Origin of the sequence: Metabacillus sp. cB07, assembly GCF_016839225.1 — a bacterium.
GTDB lineage: Bacteria > Bacillota > Bacilli > Bacillales > Bacillaceae > Bacillus_P > Bacillus_P indicus.
The window spans coordinates 3,332,254-3,352,300 of the sequence record NZ_CP069296.1; the positions used below are offsets into that span (position 1 = coordinate 3,332,254).

20 protein-coding genes are annotated in these 20,047 nt (G+C 43.7%); 7 read left to right on the forward strand and 13 right to left on the reverse strand.

The genetic code is table 11. The features are described 5' to 3' along the window. Nucleotides 1–48 precede the first annotated feature (48 nt). The gene (locus JOJ89_RS17115) at nt 49–819 is read right to left on the reverse strand and encodes a LysM peptidoglycan-binding and 3D domain-containing protein (protein ID WP_029566134.1); all 771 of its coding nucleotides are present in this window, start codon (nt 817–819) and stop codon (nt 49–51) included. A 482-nt stretch (nt 820–1,301) separates the two neighbouring features. Continuing rightward, nucleotides 1,302–2,186, reverse strand: coding sequence for a sulfite exporter TauE/SafE family protein (locus tag JOJ89_RS17120; RefSeq protein WP_029283909.1), 885 nt, complete (start codon nt 2,184–2,186; stop codon nt 1,302–1,304). A 238-nt stretch (nt 2,187–2,424) separates the two neighbouring features. Here JOJ89_RS17120 and JOJ89_RS17125 point away from each other — a divergent pair, with 238 nt between their 5' ends. Further along, a complete protein-coding gene (locus tag JOJ89_RS17125) occupies nt 2,425–3,456 on the forward strand; it encodes an FUSC family protein (protein WP_203288608.1) in 1,032 nt (343 codons plus the stop codon). A 27-nt stretch (nt 3,457–3,483) separates the two neighbouring features. Here the strand turns inward: JOJ89_RS17125 and JOJ89_RS17130 are convergent, their stop codons facing one another. After that, a complete protein-coding gene (locus JOJ89_RS17130) occupies nt 3,484–4,602 on the reverse strand; it encodes an acyltransferase (RefSeq protein ID WP_203288610.1) in 1,119 nt (372 codons plus the stop codon). 342 nt (nt 4,603–4,944) lie between these two features. On the opposite strand from JOJ89_RS17130, the gene JOJ89_RS17135 reads away from it, so the two are divergent. Both JOJ89_RS17135 and JOJ89_RS21310 read left to right on the forward strand, forming a co-directional pair. Beyond that, nucleotides 4,945–5,853, forward strand: coding sequence for an NAD(P)/FAD-dependent oxidoreductase (locus JOJ89_RS17135; protein ID WP_203288612.1), 909 nt, complete (start codon nt 4,945–4,947; stop codon nt 5,851–5,853). A gap of 178 nt (nt 5,854–6,031) precedes the next feature. Beyond that, on the forward strand, nt 6,032–7,444 hold the full coding sequence (locus JOJ89_RS21310; protein ID WP_029566139.1) for a TerD family protein: 1,413 nt from the start codon (nt 6,032–6,034) through the stop codon (nt 7,442–7,444). A gap of 131 nt (nt 7,445–7,575) precedes the next feature. On the opposite strand, the gene JOJ89_RS17145 is transcribed toward JOJ89_RS21310, so the two are convergent. Then, nucleotides 7,576–7,794, reverse strand: a complete 219-nt coding sequence (locus JOJ89_RS17145; RefSeq protein WP_029283913.1) for a Rok-like winged helix domain-containing protein — start codon at nt 7,792–7,794, stop codon at nt 7,576–7,578. Nucleotides 7,795–8,044: 250 nt separating this feature from the next. Between JOJ89_RS17145 and JOJ89_RS17150 the strand changes: the two genes are divergently transcribed. Beyond that, nucleotides 8,045–8,449 carry a hypothetical protein gene (locus JOJ89_RS17150; RefSeq protein ID WP_234703439.1) on the forward strand — a complete coding sequence of 135 codons (405 nt, stop codon included), beginning with the start codon at nt 8,045–8,047 and terminating at the stop codon, nt 8,447–8,449. A 115-nt stretch (nt 8,450–8,564) separates the two neighbouring features. Here the strand turns inward: JOJ89_RS17150 and JOJ89_RS17155 are convergent, their stop codons facing one another. Together JOJ89_RS17155 and JOJ89_RS17160 are read right to left on the reverse strand one after the other, a co-directional pair. Then, nucleotides 8,565–9,035: a CBO0543 family protein gene (locus JOJ89_RS17155; protein WP_029566141.1), complete on the reverse strand. Its 471-nt coding sequence runs from the start codon at nt 9,033–9,035 to the stop codon at nt 8,565–8,567. Further along, entirely contained in the window at nt 9,028–9,525 is a 498-nt protein-coding gene (locus tag JOJ89_RS17160) for a CBO0543 family protein (protein WP_029566142.1), read from the reverse strand. The genes JOJ89_RS17155 and JOJ89_RS17160 overlap by 8 nt, the downstream gene beginning before the upstream one ends. Nucleotides 9,526–9,722: 197 nt before the next feature. Here JOJ89_RS17160 and JOJ89_RS17165 point away from each other — a divergent pair, with 197 nt between their 5' ends. After that, nucleotides 9,723–10,550 carry an STAS domain-containing protein gene (locus JOJ89_RS17165; protein WP_029566143.1) on the forward strand — a complete coding sequence of 276 codons (828 nt, stop codon included), beginning with the start codon at nt 9,723–9,725 and terminating at the stop codon, nt 10,548–10,550. A 106-nt stretch (nt 10,551–10,656) separates the two neighbouring features. Continuing rightward, nucleotides 10,657–11,547, forward strand: a complete 891-nt coding sequence (locus tag JOJ89_RS17170; RefSeq protein ID WP_051827366.1) for an exonuclease domain-containing protein — start codon at nt 10,657–10,659, stop codon at nt 11,545–11,547. A 76-nt stretch (nt 11,548–11,623) separates the two neighbouring features. Here the strand turns inward: JOJ89_RS17170 and JOJ89_RS17175 are convergent, their stop codons facing one another. The 4 genes from JOJ89_RS17175 to JOJ89_RS17190 form a co-directional block, all read right to left on the reverse strand. Continuing rightward, on the reverse strand, nt 11,624–11,989 hold the full coding sequence (locus tag JOJ89_RS17175; protein ID WP_029566145.1) for a winged helix-turn-helix transcriptional regulator: 366 nt from the start codon (nt 11,987–11,989) through the stop codon (nt 11,624–11,626). A gap of 22 nt (nt 11,990–12,011) precedes the next feature. Then, complete coding sequence (locus JOJ89_RS17180) at nt 12,012–12,998, reverse strand: Gfo/Idh/MocA family protein (protein ID WP_029566146.1); 987 nt, start codon at nt 12,996–12,998, stop codon at nt 12,012–12,014. A 75-nt stretch (nt 12,999–13,073) separates the two neighbouring features. Further along, nucleotides 13,074–13,760: an MgtC/SapB family protein gene (locus tag JOJ89_RS17185; RefSeq protein ID WP_029566147.1), complete on the reverse strand. Its 687-nt coding sequence runs from the start codon at nt 13,758–13,760 to the stop codon at nt 13,074–13,076. Between the two features lie 171 nt (nt 13,761–13,931). Continuing rightward, nucleotides 13,932–17,144: an efflux RND transporter permease subunit gene (locus JOJ89_RS17190; RefSeq protein WP_029566148.1), complete on the reverse strand. Its 3,213-nt coding sequence runs from the start codon at nt 17,142–17,144 to the stop codon at nt 13,932–13,934. 215 nt (nt 17,145–17,359) lie between these two features. Here JOJ89_RS17190 and JOJ89_RS17195 point away from each other — a divergent pair, with 215 nt between their 5' ends. After that, nucleotides 17,360–18,202, forward strand: coding sequence for a TetR/AcrR family transcriptional regulator (locus JOJ89_RS17195; protein ID WP_029566149.1), 843 nt, complete (start codon nt 17,360–17,362; stop codon nt 18,200–18,202). 44 nt (nt 18,203–18,246) lie between these two features. On the opposite strand, the gene JOJ89_RS17200 is transcribed toward JOJ89_RS17195, so the two are convergent. The 3 genes from JOJ89_RS17200 to JOJ89_RS17210 all read right to left on the reverse strand — a co-directional run bounded on the left by JOJ89_RS17200 (nt 18,247) and on the right by JOJ89_RS17210 (nt 19,955). Then, nucleotides 18,247–18,861 (reverse strand): serine/threonine protein kinase, encoded by a 615-nt coding sequence (locus JOJ89_RS17200; RefSeq protein WP_029566150.1) that lies wholly within the window; start codon nt 18,859–18,861, stop codon nt 18,247–18,249. 64 nt (nt 18,862–18,925) lie between these two features. Beyond that, nucleotides 18,926–19,372, reverse strand: a complete 447-nt coding sequence (locus tag JOJ89_RS17205; protein ID WP_051827367.1) for a DUF6376 family protein — start codon at nt 19,370–19,372, stop codon at nt 18,926–18,928. 280 nt (nt 19,373–19,652) lie between these two features. Continuing rightward, the gene (locus JOJ89_RS17210) at nt 19,653–19,955 is read right to left on the reverse strand and encodes a hypothetical protein (protein WP_029566152.1); all 303 of its coding nucleotides are present in this window, start codon (nt 19,953–19,955) and stop codon (nt 19,653–19,655) included. Nucleotides 19,956–20,047 lie beyond the last annotated feature (92 nt).

Sequence of the window (20,047 nt, forward strand, 5' to 3'; positions counted from 1 at the left end):
AAAAAATACCGTAAATCTCCTGGGAGATTCACGGTATCTATCAATCTATCAGTTTAAAACTTTCACATTTACTTCGCGCTTGCCAAATGCAACTGCTGCATCTTGTGTAGGAATGAACACATCAATGCGGTCGCCTTTAATCGCTCCGCCAGTATCCTCTGCTGTTGCATAGCCGTAGCCCTCAACATATACTTTCGAGCCAAGCGGAATCACATTTGGATCAACTGCAATTACTTTCTTGTCAGGATTTGCTCTTAAATCAACGCCTGTAGCCGTTGTTCCTGAGCAGCCGTCACAAAAAGCGGTATAAGCTGTTGCTGTAACTGTCATTTCTTTTGCAACGCTCTCTTCTTTTACATCATTTTCAGAAACCGCGCTTGCAGAAGCCTCATTTACAGACGGATTTGTGTCCTTAGGCTTTTCGCTAGGTTTTGCAGGGGCAGGGGCAGGCTTGCCATTATCTGCATCACTGTAAACCACCAATTCCTGTCCAGGGTGGATCAGGTCGCTTTGAAGATCGTTTTTACCTTTAATATGTTCAACACTTGCTCCGAATTTTTCTCCGATGCTCCATAAAGTGTCTCCGGCAACGACTGTGTAAACTTCCTCATCTGATACTTTTAATGTATTGTCTGCCATGATTATGTCTGATGATAATCCGTTCCAGCTTTTAATATCTTCTACTGAAACGTTATGTTCTTTGGATAGGCTGTAAAGAGTGTCACCCTTCTCCACTACGACCTCTTCTGCCTGTGCGCTAAATCCTGCTGTCGTTGTTAGTGCAGCTGCTGCTGCTAATGAAAAGATTGTTTTTTTCATTATTTTTCCTCCTCCTTCAGCAATCGATGTTTCCCATCTTAGCATAAAAAAGAGGCTTGTAAAAAACAGCGAGATAATAAATCCATTACAAATGTAACAGCACGATAACAATTACCTTACCAAATAACTGAAAATTCCCACTATATTCCTTAGTTTCCTTCAAAAAATAAGGGAAATTAGTTCGTTTTTCACCATATTCAAATACTAAATTTCTTTTTATCAGGACATATGGTATGGCCCTATATAAGGGATACTTGCTAAAATTTCTTCTATTTTTTGAAACAAACCGCCAGGGAAATCCGTCTTATATGTAAGAAGAAAAAACAAAGGGGAAATGAAAATGGGGAAATTACTTAAAAAGCTGGATATGACAAAACAAGACCTTCTGTTTGGCATTGCAGGGTCATTGCTGATAGCTTCATTCGTGCAGTTTATCGCTTAAAAACGTCAAAAACCCCTTGAACAAAAGGGGTTTTTTCTTTTTATGAGACCACTGCCGCTTCCTCGGATCTTCCTCTGTTGCGTTTCACGGCATATGCTACCGCCGCAGCCCAGCCGATAATGATAAATCCATAAACAAATGGTGTAATCGATGCGTCCGTGTCCCACGTTGTCAGGAGCGTTCTTGCGTTAGTCAGCACGATAAATCCTCCTACAAGGACGCCAAGGAGGTGGCCGGGAAGCTTCCTTACAAGCCAGGCCGCAATCGGGGCTGCGAAGATTCCTCCGATCATTAATGCTCCAACCCACAGCCAGTTCACCTGCTCCCATCCAAGAGAAAGCAAAAATCCAAGTGTTGCAGATACGGCTATGGCAAATTCACTCGTATCGACCGTCCCTACCACCTTGCGTGCTGAAGCTCCCTTTTGTGAAAGCAGCACTGGTGTTGCAATCGGCCCCCATCCGCCCCCGCCGGTTGCATCAGCGAACCCTGCAATCAGCCCAAGGGGAATTGATTTTTTTCTTGTCAGTGCAAGGGATTGATTTTTTTCCCTTTCTTCAAAATGAAATAAGAAACGGACAAGGACATACAACCCTAAAGCAAGCAGGAAAACAGCGATAAACGGTTTTGCCAGATCTCCGGGCAAATTACTTAGAAAGCACGCTCCCGCAAATGCTCCGATTGAGCCTGGGATGATCAGTTTATAGACGGCCTGCTTATCCACGTTTCCAAACTTAATGTGCGAAGCGCCGGATGCTGCTGTAGTGACCACTTCTGCCAAATGCACAGATGCCGAGGCAACGGCAGGGGCAATCCCGAAAGTCAAAAGCAGTGTAGTAGATGTGACCCCGTATGCCATCCCCAGTGAACCATCAATTAACTGTGCCAAAAAACCAATAAATGCAAAAATAATAAGCTTTCTCAACGTTATCTCCCCTTTCTGAATACAAAAAGGTCCCTAACAATGTGTTAAGGACCTTTGGTTTTCCAATCAGTCTGATTTTTTTAAATTTTTAATTTGTATTTTTATTATACATAATTCCTATGAGTTTACAAGGAATTATATGAAAAATTTTTCAAACCGATTTTTTCATTTTTAGGAATCAGCCTTTCTGATAAACTAAAGCTACTTCATCCTGAGAATAGAGGAGTGAAAGAATCAGTTGATTTTTGGACCCCGCGTTTTGAAAACAGGCATATCCGTCACACTTGCGCTTTTTATCTGCTCCCTTGCAAATCTTGAGTATTCTGTATTTGCCGGGGTAGCCGCCATCTTTACCATCCAGCCTTCCATCTATAGGACATGGAAACAGGTTCGTGAACAAATTCAGGCCAATACACTCGGTGCGATGCTCGCCCTGTTTGCTCTTTACTTTTTCGGCAGCAGTCCGCTCGTTATTGGAGTCGTTGTCATCTCTGTCATCGTGATTTGCCTGAAACTGAAAATGGAAGCGTCCATTTCATTGACGCTTGTAACCGTTCTGGCCATCATGAGTGCACCGGGACAAGAGGATTTTCTATATGTGCTGAACCGGTTTGCCGTCATTATGATTGGAATTGCATCAGCGTTTATTGTCAATCTCCTGATTCTTCCGCCGAAATATAAAGAGAACTTTTTTTCAAAGGTGCAGACCGTTTTTGAAACGATGTCTCTTTTACTGAGAACTGCCGTATCGGATGAACTAACCGAATCGTATTATCAGGAAAAAAGGAAAGAGTTCAGAACTGACCTTCAGCAGCTTGAAGACTTATATGAACTTTTTGATGAAGAACGGGAAAAGATGGCAAAGATCAATCCGCTGAATGTAAGAGAAATTGTCGTGTTTAAACAGATGCTCAAAACCATTCAGCAGGCTGCCGATGTGCTGAAAGTTATTGAAGAGCATTACTTTCAGAGCAGAACCACAATGGCTGAGGATCAGTTGTTTGATGATCAAATTGAACAGCTGACGAAATGGCATGAGTATTTGCTGCTTAAATATGAAGGGAAAATCAAACTCAATGACCGGTTTGAAGATGACCGGGTGACAAGAGGAACAAGAGTTTTTCTCATTCAGATGATGGAAAGAGACTCTGAAAAAATTGAAAATCAGAGGCTGAATGTTGTAGCATCCGCTGTCTATGAATATGCCTTCCAATTGCAGCGGCTGGATCAGCTGGTTGGAAGTTATGTTAAGAAAGCAGAAGGTTTATAAAAAAAGTCCAGCCAAACGGCTGGACTTTTATGCTGAGCGCAGCCGCCCTTCTGCAGATGCATCTTGAGCAGGTCTTGCTTTTTTGATTTTCGGTACGGGAATGACATAGCCGCTCAATGGAATAAACTGCAGCAGCCTGATAAATACTACCCCAATGACCATTACAGCAAGGAATAGCAGCGGAATGTTTCCGACTGTCCAAACGCTGTTTGGCAGGTATTCAACCATAAGATATAACGTCATCGGATGAACGAGATAAATGCCCATTGAATACTGGCCAATGACCATCAGCGGCTTTTTAATGACTGTCAGTTTTGTAAGAAGCGGGTACATGCCAATCGTCGCAATGCAAAGCAGCGGCAGGTTAATCAGATTGGTAAGTCTTCTGTTGGAAACCTGTCCAGTAATACGGTACTCCACAACGGCTCCGGCAGAAACAACCAGTGCAAGAACAAGCATCTGCCATGGACGCTTAGTCGCAAAGCCTACAATTTCTTCCCAGAAATAAGCAAGGACTCCGCCAAACGCAAAGTAGAATAGCCAGATCGGCATAAAGGTCTTGCTTGCGAAAAATGCTCCAAGCGCACCTTCTACACCTGGATTAAAACCAAATAATTTGTAGCTGATCACTAATGAAATAAGAGCAAAAACAATCATAAGAATTTTAGATCTCACGATTTTTTGAAGAAGCGGAAAAACAAAATAAAACTGAACCACGATAGCTATAAAGTAAAGATGGTAAAACGATTCTCCCAATAACAGCCTCTGCAGTTCTGCGCCTAATCCCTGAAATTCCAGACCATCATAATGAAAAACCATATAACGGTAAGCGAAGCTCCAGATAAGGAACGGGAGCAAAATTTTTGAAAAGCGGGAAGTAATGAATTTCTTTGTATCAAAACCCCTTTTTCTCACTTGGTAAAAAAGGAGAAAGCCGCTGAGTACAGCGAAAATGGTTGTTCCAAATCTTCCAACCTGATTAATAAAATACGTAAACCAATGCCATGTTTGAGCATTTGCGTAATAATGAGTGGCCGTGACGTGAACGCCGACTACAGCCATACAGGCAAAAGCTCTTAAGAATGAAATTTCAAATAGGTAATTTCTGTTTTTTTGTTTATTGGCACCAGATGACTGAACAGACATAACCTGACCTCCTTGTACTTAAAGTATAAGTTTAGTGTAGATGGAATGAACAAACAAGTGTCGATTTATGTCAAAATAAGTACTTATGTATGAAATTGAAAAACGTGACATTTCCTGCATGAATTTTGTAAATCCTTGCAAAGCATATATGACGGGGACTGAGCTTATATCCCTGTAAAAGATGAATTCTGAAAAAATGAATAGCAGGACCCTCTTTTTTGGTAAAAGTTTCTTCCCTGCTTCCGCAAATTTTATTCCTGCTGAGAGAAAAGTCTTACGTGTGAATGAGGTTTTTTGATTGAAGCATCCTATAGACTATACATAACCGAAGGCGTGTTGCTGATGAACGAGATTTACGAGTGTTTGATTATTGGGGCAGGGATTGCCGGGCTTCAGGCAGCCATTCAGCTTGGACGCTACAAAAGAAATGTACTTGTCATTGATTCCGGTGAAGGACGTTCTTCCCTTTGCAGAAGCTACCGCAATATTCTGGGCTGGCCTGACGGAATCAGCGGAGAGGAACTGAGAGCGCTTGGAAAAACACAAGCTGAAGAAACAGGTGTGCACTTTTTAAGAGGCCGCGTAGTCGGGCTGAAAAAAGGTGGAAATGCTTTTGAGGCTAAAACGGCGTCAGGAGCCGTCTATTACGCAAAGAGAATTCTGCTTTCGACTGGCCTATCTGACAGAATGCCCGAGCTTCCCGGTCTAAAAGCATGCCTTGGCCTCAGTGTTTATGTGTGTCCAGATTGCGACGGCTATGAGGTCAGGGATAAAAAAACCATTGTGCTCGGTGCGGGAGCTGCCGGTGCACACATGGCGCTGACCCTTTCTTATTGGACCGATTCTATTGTGTATGTCAATCATGAACAGCAATCCATTCCTGAAGACCTGATTTTGAAGCTTACACACAAAGGAATTATGACCGTTGATAAGAAAGCTGATGAAGTTTTGACAGAAAACGAATCTGTGTTTAAAGGAATTCGTTTTGCAGACGGGACGCTGCTTGAGGGTGAACGCGGCTTTCTTGCTTTCGGAGGGAACACTGTCCACACCGGGCTTGCAGCAATGCTCGGGGCTGAACGGCTTGAAAATAAGCATGTCCTGACAAATCCCCGGACGAAGGAAACAAGTGTAAAATATGTATGGGCTGCAGGCGATGCAGGCGTGCATTCTGAGCAGGTGACCATTGCTATGGGAGAAGGATGTCAGGCTGCGGTCTGGATCCATAAAAGCCTGATGGACGGAGAATAGCAGCGGGCTGCTGTTCTCTTTTGTTTTGCCGGTGTCATTACGGGGTCTTGGAATCGCACCTTATCATTGAAAAAATAGTTTAAAAGACTTAGTATTTAAAGAGAGTGATTTTTTACTAATTTTACATAATTTAAGCAACTTTACAGAAACCTATTTAACTTAAGGAGTGGATGGACGTATGGGTGTGACGCTCAGTAAAGGTCAAAAAGTGGATCTAACAAAATCAAATCCCGGCCTTCAGAACGTAATTGTCGGACTTGGATGGGATGTAAGCAGGCACGGGGCTTCCTACGATCTTGATGCATCAGCATTCCTGGTCGGTCAATCCGGCAAGGTGGGCAGCGATCAGGATTTTGTTTTTTACAACAATCCCTCAGGCGGAAACGGTTCGATTCTGTACACGGGAGATAACAGGACAGGTGCAGGGCATCAGGATGATGAGCAGATTCAGATTAATTTAAGCGCTGTCCCTCAGCACATTCACCGCATTGCATTTACAATTACAATCCATGATGCACAAGCAAAGCAGCAGAATTTCGGACAGGTTGAAAATGCCTATGTCCGCATTTTCAATCCGCTAAACAATGATGAGCTGATCAGGTTTAATCTTGGCAGAGATTTTACTGTCGAAACCGCGATTGTTGCAGCTGAGCTCTACCGCCACAACGGCGAATGGAAATTTAATGCAATCGCAAGCGGATTTCAGGGCGGCCTTGCAGCCTTGTGCCGCAACTTCGGGGTAACGGTTGATGACGAACCGGCACCGGCAGCGGGAATTCATTCAAGCGGATTTCAGCCGCAGCAGCCAAGCTATTCCCAGCAGAATACGTATCAGCCGCCGCAGCCAGCCTATTCTCAGCAGTCCGCGCCATCGTACACTCAGTCTACTCCGGCCTATTCTCAGCAAAGCTACAGCCAGCCGCAGCAGACATATGGTCAAGGTTCGCAGACATACGGCGGGGAAACAATCAGCTGCACCCGCTGCAGTTCAACGAACGTACGCACAGGCGAAAAGGGCTTCGGTCTTGGAAAAGCTGCTGTAGGCGGTTTGATTCTTGGTCCTGTAGGACTGCTTGGAGGATTTATCGGAAAAAACAAGCTGAAGTTCACGTGCAACAGCTGCGGTAATTCCTGGTCTCCAAATCAGACGGATTACGCCGAGTGGGCTAATCAGCAAAAGAACAAGGCTATGGAGCTTTTCCAGAAATATAAGAGTCAGGACGTGCTTGAAGCCGTTGTTGCCGCCTGTGCACTCGTAGGCACGGCAGATGGCCGCCTTGATCAGACTGAACGCCAAAAAATGATTGAGTTTGTGAATCAAAGTGAAGAGCTCCGTGTTTTTGACACAAATAAAGTCATTCAGCAATTTAACGTATATGTTCAAAAAATGGAAAGAGATCCGATCATCGGGCGTGCTGAAGCCTTTAAAGCACTTGGAAGAGTGCGCACGAAACCGGAAATTGCGAGGCTTGTTGCCCGCTACTGCATCGCCATCGGCTATGCGGACGGGCACTTCGATCAGAATGAACAAAAAGCTGTTGCAGATATCTGCTATGAGCTTGGACTGAATCCGAACGAGTTTTTGGCTTGATTAAAAAAATGCCTGCGGGACTTTGTCTCACGGGCATTTTTTTCACGCTGAAAACTTCGTCATATAATCTCACAAACTAGAAGTCTTTCTGATTTTTCTATTGTAGAATAAAAGAAAAACAAAAATTTTTTTTATCCTTCCCTTACCATATATACTCCTCTTCTCGGTTTTACGACTGAAGGATACCGTTCAATTACCTTTACCATGAATGCGGATGGAGACGATACCCGTTTTCCGGTCTGCGCTTCCAGATCGTCTGCAATTTGTTTGGGTGTGGCCACTTTCCTGGCCCTGAGCAGATGAAAAGCAGCCGCAATCAATTCATTAGACTCTTTTTTCGTATATCTCACAGTTCTCCATTCCCTTCTGATAATTGTGCTATTTCATTTATTTTACTTTGAATGGCGCCTTAAATCTACAACGTTTTAAACCACTAAAGCGTCAAATGGATTATTTACTATACTCCTATATTTTCTAAGGGCAGCCCTTTATGGAAAAATTTAATAGGCCAATGCTATGAACAGATTTGACAGAATCAGGTATAATAGGTTCATCACAAACAGAAATGGGTGACAGATTCTGAAAGAATTTATTCTTCTCATGGCAGAAGCTGTGAATAATATACACGACCTCATCAATTCAATGGCCTATCAGACCTTTGGGTTAAATGTGACGGACAAAGACCTTCACTTCTGGATCATGGGCTTCATTGGAATGGCTGTGTTTCTCTTTGTCTATCTTCTTTCGAAATGGCTGTCAAAGCTTCCTTTTGGAATAACAGCTCTTTCCTTTCTATACACAATGACGTTTATGTTCGTTCTTGTTTTCGGCATTGAAATTCAGCAGGCTCTTACAAGGCGCGGGAACATGGAGTTTATTGATGCCATTGTCGGACTGTGGGGCTTTGTCGCACTATTTTTAGTTTATATAGCGCTTATCATCGTTGTTTTGGTGATTAGAAGTCTTTTCAGAAAAATAACCAATAAAGACGATATAGATGCATAATCGGAAGCCCTCAAATAGAGGGCTTTTTTTGTATGGAGATTTTTCCGATTGCTCACGGAGTGTTGCAAACTGAGTGAAAAAGCCGCATCTATGCCGGCTCTGCCTGAGCAGAGCACTACTTCCTTATCAGACCCTTCCGGAACCAGACATAGAATATGCGGATTACGATGATGATGGAAAGGTTAATGAAGAATGTCAGAAACCAATGATACTTCCTGTACTCCATTAAATCTGTATACTCTGCAAGAAGCCAGGCAATAAGCTGGATGCCAAATGCACTTCCAATGAAATAAGCTGCTTTCAGCGACAGCCTTTTTTGTTCCGGATAATTCAGGTTAAACCAAACGGCAATGGCAGGATAAAATAAGTAGTACAGGGTCAAGCTCATCTTTGTCGCATCCGGAAACTCCCTGAATGGAAAAACCATTCTGCCTGACAGGGTTTGGATGTACACATACAGCCAGCCCACAGACTGTGAAAACAGGAAGATCATTTGAGCTTCTCTTCGTTTTCCTTTTGGAACTTTCAGCAGTAGATACAGAATGGCAGCTCCCCAAAGAGCAGCAAGGACAATGATTTCACGCATGACTATCACCGCCCGAAACCATTCCCTTTCTGAACCATTTTACGTACTGGTGGTTTATCATCAGCACAAGCAAGACGGAGAAAAAAGTCCAGTGCCATTTCCATTCGTCATATTTGACTAAGTTTGTATAGGCCTCCAATATGACTTCTGCAACGGTGAATACCCCGGAAAAGACAATAGCGTAAACCCATTTTACAATCAGGCTTTTCCGTGATGGATAATGGATGCTGAAAAGAATGGCCAGCACGGGAAATAAGAAAAACTCAAACGTAAAGCTTGATTCGTTCACTTTGTTTTCGATGCTTAAAAGCTGCACCGGGTAATGGATCCAGCCCATTTCGACAACAAAAAGGCCTGCAATCCACGTAATGGAGCCCAGGGAAAGAAACGGAACCCATGCTTCCCTTGCCCTCTCTTTCGGTACAAACTTTCCTATTAATAGGATGCTGAGCACAATGGCTCCGGCAATAATCCATCTCTCATGTATCATAGCGGCCCTGTCCATTTCTGTTTTTGTTCATTCCTCTTTAACCATCTGTCATTAGAGGAGGATCCTGGTTTTCCTCTGTTTTATTACTATTGGTTCATCTTTTGACAATTATGTGAGAATAAAATAGGATGTTGGAATTTTTTATGATAAAGTGAGGGTACAAAGGGCTTTTACTTTTTGATACGGGAGAGAAGTTGATGAAGACTAAGGCTTTGTGCCAGTTTTTAAGAGAGCAGTCTGGATCTATGTCAGACAAATGGCTCAGTGCAAGAACCGTTGAACCAGTATCTGTTTATTCCATTAATGTACCTGATAAAGTCACAGCAGATCTTCGCGAACAGAATCAGCATTTCATTCATACCCTTATCAATCTCCTTGAGAACCCCGCAGCTGACCGTATGAGCAGCTGGGCTCAGGAAATCGCTGTAAAACGCGCCGCTTCAGAAACTCCTCTGTACCGTACCATTCAGCAATTCAGGCGCTTCAGGCTGATTTTTCTGGAAACGGCCGAAGCCTATATCTTAAGCCATGAAGACGAATTTTCCATCCATGACCTTCTATCTTTCAGCAAACAAGTTCACTCAGCGTTTGATCACGCCATTGAACTCTTTACCCGCTATTATCATCAAGTATCAGACGCAAGAATGGAAGCCCATAAAACCATGATTTACAAGCAGACAACGCCCGTTATTCCAATCTCGGATGAAATCGGGGTTTTGCCCATTGTCGGTGATCTTGATATGCACCGCGCGGCAATGATTACAGAAAGTGCCATTTCAAAAGCAGAACAGCTTAACCTGAGCCGCATTGTGATTGACCTCTCCGGCGTTTTGGTCATTGACACGATGGTTGCAGGGCAGCTTTTTAAAATGATGCAGATGCTGAAGTTGCTAGGAATTCAGGTAACCATTACGGGCATCCGTCCCGAAATCGCTCAAACTTCTATCCAGCTTGGAATTGATTTTGGAGATCTCGCTACATTTGGACAGCTTAAGCATGCACTGAAGTATTTATATAAGGAATGATCCCTTTCTAAACTGCAGCCCCATAACTCCTTCTGCGAAAGCAGATTCTTCACGCTGTTCCCTTCTCCCGAAAAGTGATAGATTAATAGGAAAGGAGGAGAACCGAATGATTCTTACTGGAATGATCCTTGATACTGAAACGACAGGCCTGTCCCCTGTTAATGATGAAATAATCGAGATTGGCTATGTCCTTTTCACTTATGATGATGAGCGGGACCTTTACTTAGATACACTGGAAGAAGGCACTTATCTAAGAGAACCGCTCTCTGCCTCTGCCAGAAAAAATTATCCATTCGCTTTCCGCATTCATTCCATTCCGTTTGAAGACGTGAAAGGCAAGTCATTTGATGATGACAAGGTAAAAGCGGCCATTAGAAAAGCAGATTTTATCATTGCCCACAATGCTTCGTTCGACAAAAGCTTTACGGTCAAAATGTACCCTGAGCTATTTTCAAAAAAGTGGTACTGCTCCGCCCGCAACATCCCTTGGAAAACATACGGATACTATAGCGCGAAGCTTATCAGCCTGCTGCACAGCCATAAGCTTGCATCTTCGCAGACTCACCGTGCCCTTGATGATGTCAGGCAGCTGAAGCAGCTGCTCATGAGTTCCAATTATGAGGGGAAATCCTATTTGAAGGTTGCCCTTTCCTCTGCATCGCCTGTGAACAAGACGGTCAAGTGCCCGCTCTCAGGCGTCAAGCAAAAACAGGCAGACGGGACGAGCCCTCAGACTTATATTCCTTCTCTTTCCGCAAAAGACATCCTTTCTCTGCTTAAAGAGGAAGGAAAAGACCGGTATCTTGTCTATACGGAAACTGGCCGCTATATCGGCTTTATCGGCGCAGCAAAAAGCAGACAAATAGAAGCCTCACTTCGTGAAGGTTTGGGGATGAAGGCAGAAGTATCAGAGCTCTCGGTGAATGAAAAAGGAGAGCATCACTGCTTGATTTCGGTTACCATTGAGCCTGTTAAGAAAAAAGAGGCTGCGCGGTAATTGGACGAAAGTCTTTTTACAGACAGGCCGAATGCCTGTAGATACAAAAAGATCGGTGCATCGGCACCGATCTTTTTTACTGCTCGTTCAGGATGTTTTCTTCAAGCACAGCCGACTTGTCACCATACACTCTTTCAATATGCTGCAGACCCCATGCAGACAGCGATTCTAGAATGCCTGTTACTGACCAGCCGTATTCTGTAAGCTCATATTCGACTTTTGGCGGCACCTGATTGTAGATGATCCGGTTTATGATCCCGTCCTCTTCAAGCTCCCTGAGCTGCTGTGTCAGCATCTTCTGGGTAATGCCGGACATCAGCTTTTTCAGCTCGCCTGTCCGCTTTTTTCCCCGCATTAAATGGCAGAGAATCACACATTTCCATTTACCGCCAATCACTTCAAGAGCAGCTTCTACGGGAATGTTGTACCGCTTTGCTTTCACCTGATCCTGCCTCCGCATTCATTTATTTTTTATCAGCCGGATAAACGACGCCGATTTGTTTTCTTGCTTCATCCATTACGTTCATTACGGAAATTGAATGTTTATAAGTGTTGATCGTCGATTCATAAAGGTCATTTTGAATCAAATCAATAAATTCCTTCATTTCATAATACATCGTTTCTTCTTTCTGCGGACGCGTAATGTCTTCGATTCTGCCGTCGCGGTAGTGGATCTCCACTTTCCCGATTGTGCTGATTCTGTCAATGACGATCGTCCCGTCCTCTCCCTGTATTTCTGAAGGAAGGGCGGAATCAGATATTTTCGAGTACATCATGACAGCGTCCATGTCCTTGTATTGAAGAAGGATGCTTCCTTCTCCGTCAACGCCGGATTCGAGCATCATCCCGCTTGCTTTAATCGTCTCCGGTTCACCGAACAGCACAAGGGAAGGATACAGCGCATAAATACCAATATCCATAAGAGAACCATTCGAGAATTCGGGTCTGAATGCATTCAGAACTGTTCCCGAGCGGTATGCGTCATACCTTGAAGAATACTGGCAGTAGCTTGCCGTGTATCTTCTTACCGTCCCGATTTTATGAAGGTTTTCCTGGATGGCTTTAAAGTTTGGCAGGAAGGTTGATTTCATGGCTTCCATGAGCAGGACACGGTTTTCTTTTGCTGCCTCAATCATCTTTGTCACTTCTGCCGTGTTGGAAGCGAGCGGCTTTTCACAGAGAACATGCTTTTTATGGTTCATAAATAAGATCGCCTGCTCTGCATGCAGCGAATTTGGACTTGCTATGTAAACGGCATCGATTTCATCGCTTTTTGCCATACTTTCTAAATCTGTGAATGTTGTTTTCACGTTATATTTTGCCGCAAATTCTTCCGCTTTTTCACTTGACCGTGAGTAAACGGCTGTCAGCGAAAAATCTTCAACCTGCATAGCGGCCTGAAGCAGGCGGTCTGTAATCCAGTTGGTTCCGATAATTCCAAAGCGTATCAACGTTAGTTCCTCCCAAAAATCGATTTCTGTAATACCTTACCATATGTATGGGCAAACGTCTCCGCTGACGCCTGCTTAAATTAATTCCACCTCTACAGATTCAATGCCCTCAACTCTTTTTATATCTTCATACACATCAGACGTATAGCGGTCATTTTTTATCAGCAGGATCAAGTCAACGGTTCTCAATTCGCGGTCAACAACATCCTTGATTTTGACATATTTGATTTTCATATCATAATCACGGAGAATTTTCAGCACGTCAGATATACTTACGTTCACTGGCACGGTCAGTTTTACTTTCAGTTCTTTAAGGCGCAGTGTGCGGGGGCCGAGCTTCTTCACCAGCGGAGCAATGATTTCAATTGAACCAATCATAAAAACAAGCGCAATCAAGGCTTCCTGATAAAAACCTGCACCAATGGCAATGCCAAGCCCAGCAGCTCCCCAGATCATCGCTGCAGTCGTCAGGCCGCTGATGACATCATTGCTTCTCCGGAGGATCGCACCTGCACCAAGAAAACCTACTCCTGATACAATTTGAGCGGCAAGTCTCAGCGGGTCCATCGGCCGGTTGTAATCACTTGAAAAGGTATAGGCTGCCTCTATTGAAATAACGGTCAACAGACACGAGCTTACTGCGATAATAATGGTCGTTTTAAGTCCGAGAGGCTTTTTCTTAATCTCACGCTCAAGCCCGATGATAATTCCGACAAGCAAAGATAAAAACAATTTAAGAATGGTATGCTGATGAACGATGATATCCTCCAACTCTTTTCCCCCTCTCTCTTTTTTATAGTGTACTCATTTAATGTTTGAAACATTATACCATTCGCAGGCATGTGAATATATGTGATTTTACAAATAAGGCCGCATATTCTCATGACAGACAGCAAAAAGACACCCTGCATCGCAGGGTGCCTTGCGTACCGCTTAATCTTCTTCAGCGATTGCTGGTTTTTTACGCTTGAATTTGCTCATGATTTCATAAACGATCGGTACGATGATGAGAGTAAGAAGCGTTGAACTTGTCAGTCCGCCGATAACCGTTACTCCAAGTCCTTTTGAAATAATGCCGCTTCCGCCTTCAATGCCGATGGCAAGAGGGATCAGCGCTCCGATCGTAGCGATGGCGGTCATCAGAATCGGGCGCAGACGTGTTGTTCCTGCTTCAAGCAGTGCTTCTCTTGTTGAAAGTCCCTCACGTTCTTTGTGAATAACGCGGTCAATCAGCACGATTGCATTCGTTACAACAATCCCTATCAGCATTAGAGCTCCGATCATGGAGTTGATGCTGATCGTTTCTCCTGCAATCCAAAGTCCAACTAGAGCTCCGATTACTGTAAACGGAAGAGAGAACAGGATCGCGAACGGCGCAAGTCCTCCCCCAAACGTAATGACAAGCACAAGATATACGATGGCAACAGCTGCAAGCATCGCCAGGCCAAGCTGAGTAAAGGATTCCTGAATATCTTCTGTTACCCCGCCTGTGTCGATATCAGCGCCTGTTGGCAAGGAGAGTTTATCCACTTCCTTCTGTACTTCACCCGATGCTTTTGCCACATCATCAGTTGTCAGTTCTCCGGAAACCTGAACGTAAATTCGTCCGTCGCGGCGTGTCACTGTATCAGAGGTTTTCCCCTCTTCAACTGAGACAACATCTCCAATTTTCACTTCTTGACCCAGTGGGGACATAATGGTTTTTTCCGTCATGTCGTCTACATCTTCGAATGTTTCTTTTTCTGTCTGCAGATAGACGTTGATGTCTTCCCCGTCTTTTTCAACCTGAGTAAGAACCGGACGGTCGCGCTGAGGCATTAGTTCCATGCCGATTTGACCGGCAGTCAGCCCAAACTTGCCGAGTTCCTCCTGGTTTGCGACAAGAGTGAACTCATCGTATGTTTCAGCAAGACTTGAACTTACGTTTTTAAAGCTGCCATTGTCCTTCATGATCTTTTCAATCTCTCCGACAGTCGGTTCAATGTCTTTCAGTTCGTTGCCATACACGAAGAACTGAACTTCATTGCTTCCGGCGCTTTGAGTGAAATCCTGTGCAGCCCACTCGCCTTGTTCTGCGTCTGCCTGAAGATCTTCAATGACTTTCTCTTTTTCTTTTTCGAAGTTTTCTGTGTCGTCTTCATATTCAATGAAGAATATCGCACTGTTCGTGTCACCCGGATTCATCGGGTTTTCGCTTCCAAGCGAGTATTGGACCAGCGAAACGTTTTTACGGTCAAGCAGCATGCTTTCTGCGTTTGTGACCACTTCTTCAACCTGTTCTTCTGTTTCGCCAGGTGCAGGTTTATACGTCGCATAAACAAGCTTCTGTTCTTCAGATGGCAGGAAGCTGACACCGATGACAGGCACCAGGAACAAACTTCCGACAAGCAGCAGGACGGCAAGAATGGATGTGATCCACTTATGATTCAATGTCCAGTTCAAAATACTTCTATAGACAGCCGTCATTTTGCCCGGCTTGTGTTCATCATGCTTTTTAGCAGTCTCTCCGTACAGTCCTTTCTTAAAGAAACTGTGTGCAAGCATCGGCACGATTGTGACTGCTACAACAAGAGAGGCAAGCAGTGCAAAGACAATCGTTAGTGCAAATGGAAGGAATAATTCTCCGATGACTCCATTTACAAGTGCAAGCGGAAGGAACACCGCGATTGTTACGATTGTTGAAGACATAATCGGAACAAACATTTCTTTCGTTGCTTCTCTTACAAGGGCCATGCCTTTTAGTTTTTCACCCTGCAGAGACATTCTGCGGTAGATATTCTCAATAACGACGATCGAGTCATCGACTACACGCCCGATGGCAACCGTCATCGCTCCAAGTGTCATAATGTTTAACGTTATGTCCATTTGTTTCAGTAAGAGAACGGCGATCAATAACGAAAGAGGAATTGATACAACCGAGATTAGCGTTGATTTTATATCCCTCAGGAACAAAAGGATAATAATGACGGCAAATATTGCTCCAAATGCCGCTTTGCTCAGCATCGTGCTTACGGATTCCTCGATCGGCTCTGCCTGGTCAAGAGTCGTCTGCACATCAAGGTTTTTATATTCCTTTTCATATGTTTTAAGTTCTTTTTTAACAGCATTTGCTACATCAACTGTGTTTGCGTCAGCAGATTTAACAACCTGAATACCGATTGCTTCTTTGCCGTTTGTGCGGGAAATCGATTCGGCCTTCCCGACTGATTGAATGTCTGCAATCTCTGAAAGTTTTACTGTCGGCAGCTCGGCAGCCTGAGGAGCCTGTGCTCCAGGTGCTGTCTGAGTCTGTCCTGCAGGAGGCGCTCCTTCAGCAGGTGCCTGTGCACCAGGGTTCTGTCCTGCACCAGGGTTCTGTCCTGCACCAGGTGCTGCCTGCTGCATGCCGGCATCTGCTCCTTTAGGCGTGACAGGAATTTCAAGGTTTTTAAGATCATCTATTGTTACGATATTTCCATCAACGACAACGGACTGCTCTTTCTCGCCAAACGTATAAAGCCCAAGCGGGAAGTTTACATCTGCGCCTTTAATGATATTCTGGACCGTTTCCTGATCCAAATTGTATTCTTCAAGTTTATCTTCTTTAAAGGTGAACTGAACTTCTTCTACCTGCTGGCCGGATACTTGAACAGAAGAAACGCCGTCAAGACCCTTCAAAGAAGGGACGATGTCATCCTCCACGAGTGTGGTTAACTCGCTGAGTGACTCCCCGTCCTCTGAAATGCTTAATGCAAGAATAGGAAATGCGTTAATGCTGAGTCTTGAAATATCCGATTCATTGACTCCTTCAGGAAAAGACAAGTCTGCTACAGTGCTTTTCACTTCTTCTTCAGCTTTATCCATATCCTTTTCAAACTCATATTCAATTTGAATGGATGAGGCGTTCTGGAAGGATGTGGAGCTTACTACGTTTACTCCGCCAAGATTCTGGACTGCCTGTTCAATCGGTTCTGTTACTTTTTCAGCAACTTCTTCAGGAGTAGCTCCAGGATAAACCGTTGTCACGGTTACAATGGGAGTTGTAATGTTCGGGATTGTCTCAAGCTTCATGTTTATGCCTGAGTAGAGTCCTGCCACTGTCACAATAATGGTCAGCAGCCATACAGCAAATTTGTTCTTCAGGACAAAATTAATGATGGAATTCATGTGATCCTCCGGAGATGATTTTTTTAAAGTTTATTGACTGACTGGTCATAATAATTAATAATATAAATGACCAGTCGTTTGCAGTCAATTATAATAAGCTTGTTCCAGTATGAATTTTATGTAAATGTGAACATTCAGTCATAAATCAGCTGTACTTCAGGAACATTATGGTGAGAACAGAAGACGGCCAATGCACGTGTAAGGAGAATCAGCGAATGAAGGAAAAAGAAAAACGGATCATTGAAGCGGCGATGAGCCTTTTTGCCAAAAAGGGTGTAACCTCAACTTCCATTCAGGATATCGTCAATGAATGCGGTATTTCAAAAGGGGCTTTCTACCTTTACTTTAAATCCAAGGACGCTCTTTTGCTTGAGACGTTCAAGTATCATTTTGAGCTCATCCATTCAAAAATGCAGTCTGTCCGAGAAGAAAATCTTGAACCCCGCGCACTCTTGATTAAGCAATTATCCTGCCAGTTCAGTGAAATTAATAAACATAAAGATTTCATCATTATGCAGATGCGTGAAAATGCCGTGCCGAACAATCCGTCTGTCGCAGCATTTATTCAGAAAATGAATGCTGAAGCAAGTCTCCTTGTTAAAAATGGACTGGCTTCTATTTACGGAGACTCCATAAATCCATTCATCTGGGATATGACGGCAATCCTGCAGGGGATGATCCATTCCTATTTGAAGTACATTATTTTCGATAAAGCGGAGCTAGATTTTGAAGCACTCTCTGTTTTTCTTGTAAACCGGATCGATGATATGGTTTCAGGACTGATCCGTTCAGACGAAAAGCCTATTCTTTCGGGAGATGAACTGACTCTTTTTTCCCCATGCTCGGGTATCAGCAAAGATGATCTGCTCCAGGCTATTTCCCACTACAAACTAAAAGTTTCAGGAGATTTGCTTGTGACACTGGAAGTTCTTGAGGCGGAAATACAGGAACCGGAACCGAGAACTGCCGTTATTCAGGGGATGCTTGCAAACTTCAGCCAGGATTCTGCTTTATCAGATTTAAAAGAGAGCATTTCTTATTATTTCCAAATAAAATAACAAAAAAACAAGAGAGGCCTCTATTTCCTGAGATCTCTCTTTTTTTATGGAGCTAATGGAATCAGCTTCTTTTTATAAAGTGCAGCAATGACATTCATTAAAGCTGCAGGAATTCTTTTAGGGAAATATGCTTTTCTGTAATATTTGTGAAAAGCGGTTTTCAGGTCATTCCACTGTGTACAGTCTTTCTTTTGGCGAAACCTGGCAACATCAATCATCATGATGCTGCCGTCTGACGTAATGAAAATGTTGCGGAGGTGAATATCGGAAGGATTTAATCCTCTCATTTTTGCAGATAAAAGGGCACTGTCCACTTCTGCAATGTGTTCGTCTGTAATGGAAATTCCGCTGCTGACACATTCAAACAGGGTGCTCCCTTCAATGTAGTCGATGACCAGAAAGTTTTCACCTGCTTCATACAAAGAAGGATAGTATTTTATTCCTTGAAGAGTCTTGTAAATTTCAGCTTCCTCCTGTGCGACATGAGTAAAATCAGGAAAGAACACTTTTAACGCTTTTTCTTCGCCGCTGAGCTTAAAGACGAATGCACTCCTGCCTGCTCCAATGAACGTCAGGGACGGATCGTGGTCCAAAAGCCTTGCTCTCGTTCCTCTGCCGCCGATTTTCACGCTGTCAGCGAGCTTGCTCCAGACTGTCATAGGAAAACCTCCAATCGTTTTAAACGTCTTTTACAAAGTGCGATCATTGCGGGATACAATTCTATTACGATCCAAGCTGCTCGATCTGATCCAGAATCTGCTTCATTTCATTAATATTCCTCATCATTTCTGAATCTTCCAGCATCTGAAGTTTGTATTCTCCGTTCTCCAGCTGCTGCAGAGCTGAATCAATGCCGCTTTCGAGTGATTCACTGTACGTTATGAGCTGACTATGAGCATCCTGAGCTGCACCAGGTGCCTCAATCTCTTTAAAGGTTTGAATTTCTTCTTTCATATCAAGCAGGCTTTGCTGCAAATCCTCTCTTGCCTGAGCGTTTCCGGCGGCTTTTTCAGCAAGCGCAGGCGCCTCTTCAGCAAATGCTGCTGCCTCGTTCATGTAATCTTTTGCCTCATTGGCGTACTCAAGCGTTGAATTAACCTCCTGGAGAAAAGAACATCCGCTTAGTAATACGACGGTTAACAGAGCCATAAGTTTCATCATCCATTTCATTTAAACCGCTCCCTTCTTTTATACACCAGGTATTCCATCCATCTGTAAATGCAAAAAAGACGCTGCGGCCGATAAATTGGCCGAGCGTCTTTTTTTAAAAGAGACTTCACCAATAAATCGGCAAAGGTCTCGCTAACAGCGGATGCTGCCAGCAAAGCCGGGGAAACGGTCCCGTAATGACGACTTTGCTGTTAAAGCTACTCCCCTTTAAGGAATAGATATGATGTTGCCTTTATTATATCGCGAATGACCAGACTCAGTCAATTCCAGCCTCTCTGAATTACACCGTTACTTTTTCGCCCATGACAAAATAAAAACCTGAAGATCTGATATCACTTGCCACGCTGTGAAGGCCTTCTTCTTCAAGTTTTGAACACAGCTTTTCAGCATTCTGAAGATCAAAAGCAAGCATCTCTTCTTTACCGAGACCGGAGATTCGGACATCATCCAGAAGATGAGTAAAGTCTTCATCTGCAAATACATTGATGCCCACTTCATAAGCAATGGCCCCGGTATCAGAGCCGTCAAGATTGATTTCTTCTGATTTTAAATACCAGAAATCGTAATAGATAATGTCAGACATAATCGCATTCCTCCATGAATTGTTGGTGAATGCATTGTACCAGAAAAAGGGCCGGTGTGTAAAAAAACGGGCGCCGATTCGTTCAGCGTCCG

What these genes read in the sequence shown, in the direction of transcription:
- JOJ89_RS17195 (WP_029566149.1), top strand. Translation starts at nt 17,360, where the DNA reads ATGAAGGAAAAAGAAAAACGGATCATTGAAGCGGCGATGAGCCTTTTT.
- JOJ89_RS17150 (WP_234703439.1), top strand. Translation starts at nt 8,045, where the DNA reads ATGGCAGAAGCTGTGAATAATATACACGACCTCATCAATTCAATGGCC.
- JOJ89_RS21310 (WP_029566139.1), top strand. Translation starts at nt 6,032, where the DNA reads ATGGGTGTGACGCTCAGTAAAGGTCAAAAAGTGGATCTAACAAAATCA.
- JOJ89_RS17135 (WP_203288612.1), top strand. Translation starts at nt 4,945, where the DNA reads ATGAACGAGATTTACGAGTGTTTGATTATTGGGGCAGGGATTGCCGGG.
- JOJ89_RS17205 (WP_051827367.1), bottom strand. Translation starts at nt 19,372, where the DNA reads ATGAAATGGATGATGAAACTTATGGCTCTGTTAACCGTCGTATTACTA.
- JOJ89_RS17200 (WP_029566150.1), bottom strand. Translation starts at nt 18,861, where the DNA reads ATGACAGTCTGGAGCAAGCTCGCTGACAGCGTGAAAATCGGCGGCAGA.
- JOJ89_RS17155 (WP_029566141.1), bottom strand. Translation starts at nt 9,035, where the DNA reads ATGCGTGAAATCATTGTCCTTGCTGCTCTTTGGGGAGCTGCCATTCTG.
- JOJ89_RS17170 (WP_051827366.1), top strand. Translation starts at nt 10,657, where the DNA reads ATGATTCTTACTGGAATGATCCTTGATACTGAAACGACAGGCCTGTCC.
- JOJ89_RS17160 (WP_029566142.1), bottom strand. Translation starts at nt 9,525, where the DNA reads ATGATACATGAGAGATGGATTATTGCCGGAGCCATTGTGCTCAGCATC.
- JOJ89_RS17165 (WP_029566143.1), top strand. Translation starts at nt 9,723, where the DNA reads ATGAAGACTAAGGCTTTGTGCCAGTTTTTAAGAGAGCAGTCTGGATCT.
- JOJ89_RS17210 (WP_029566152.1), bottom strand. Translation starts at nt 19,955, where the DNA reads ATGTCTGACATTATCTATTACGATTTCTGGTATTTAAAATCAGAAGAA.
- JOJ89_RS17130 (WP_203288610.1), bottom strand. Translation starts at nt 4,602, where the DNA reads ATGTCTGTTCAGTCATCTGGTGCCAATAAACAAAAAAACAGAAATTAC.
- JOJ89_RS17190 (WP_029566148.1), bottom strand. Translation starts at nt 17,144, where the DNA reads ATGAATTCCATCATTAATTTTGTCCTGAAGAACAAATTTGCTGTATGG.
- JOJ89_RS17115 (WP_029566134.1), bottom strand. Translation starts at nt 819, where the DNA reads ATGAAAAAAACAATCTTTTCATTAGCAGCAGCAGCTGCACTAACAACG.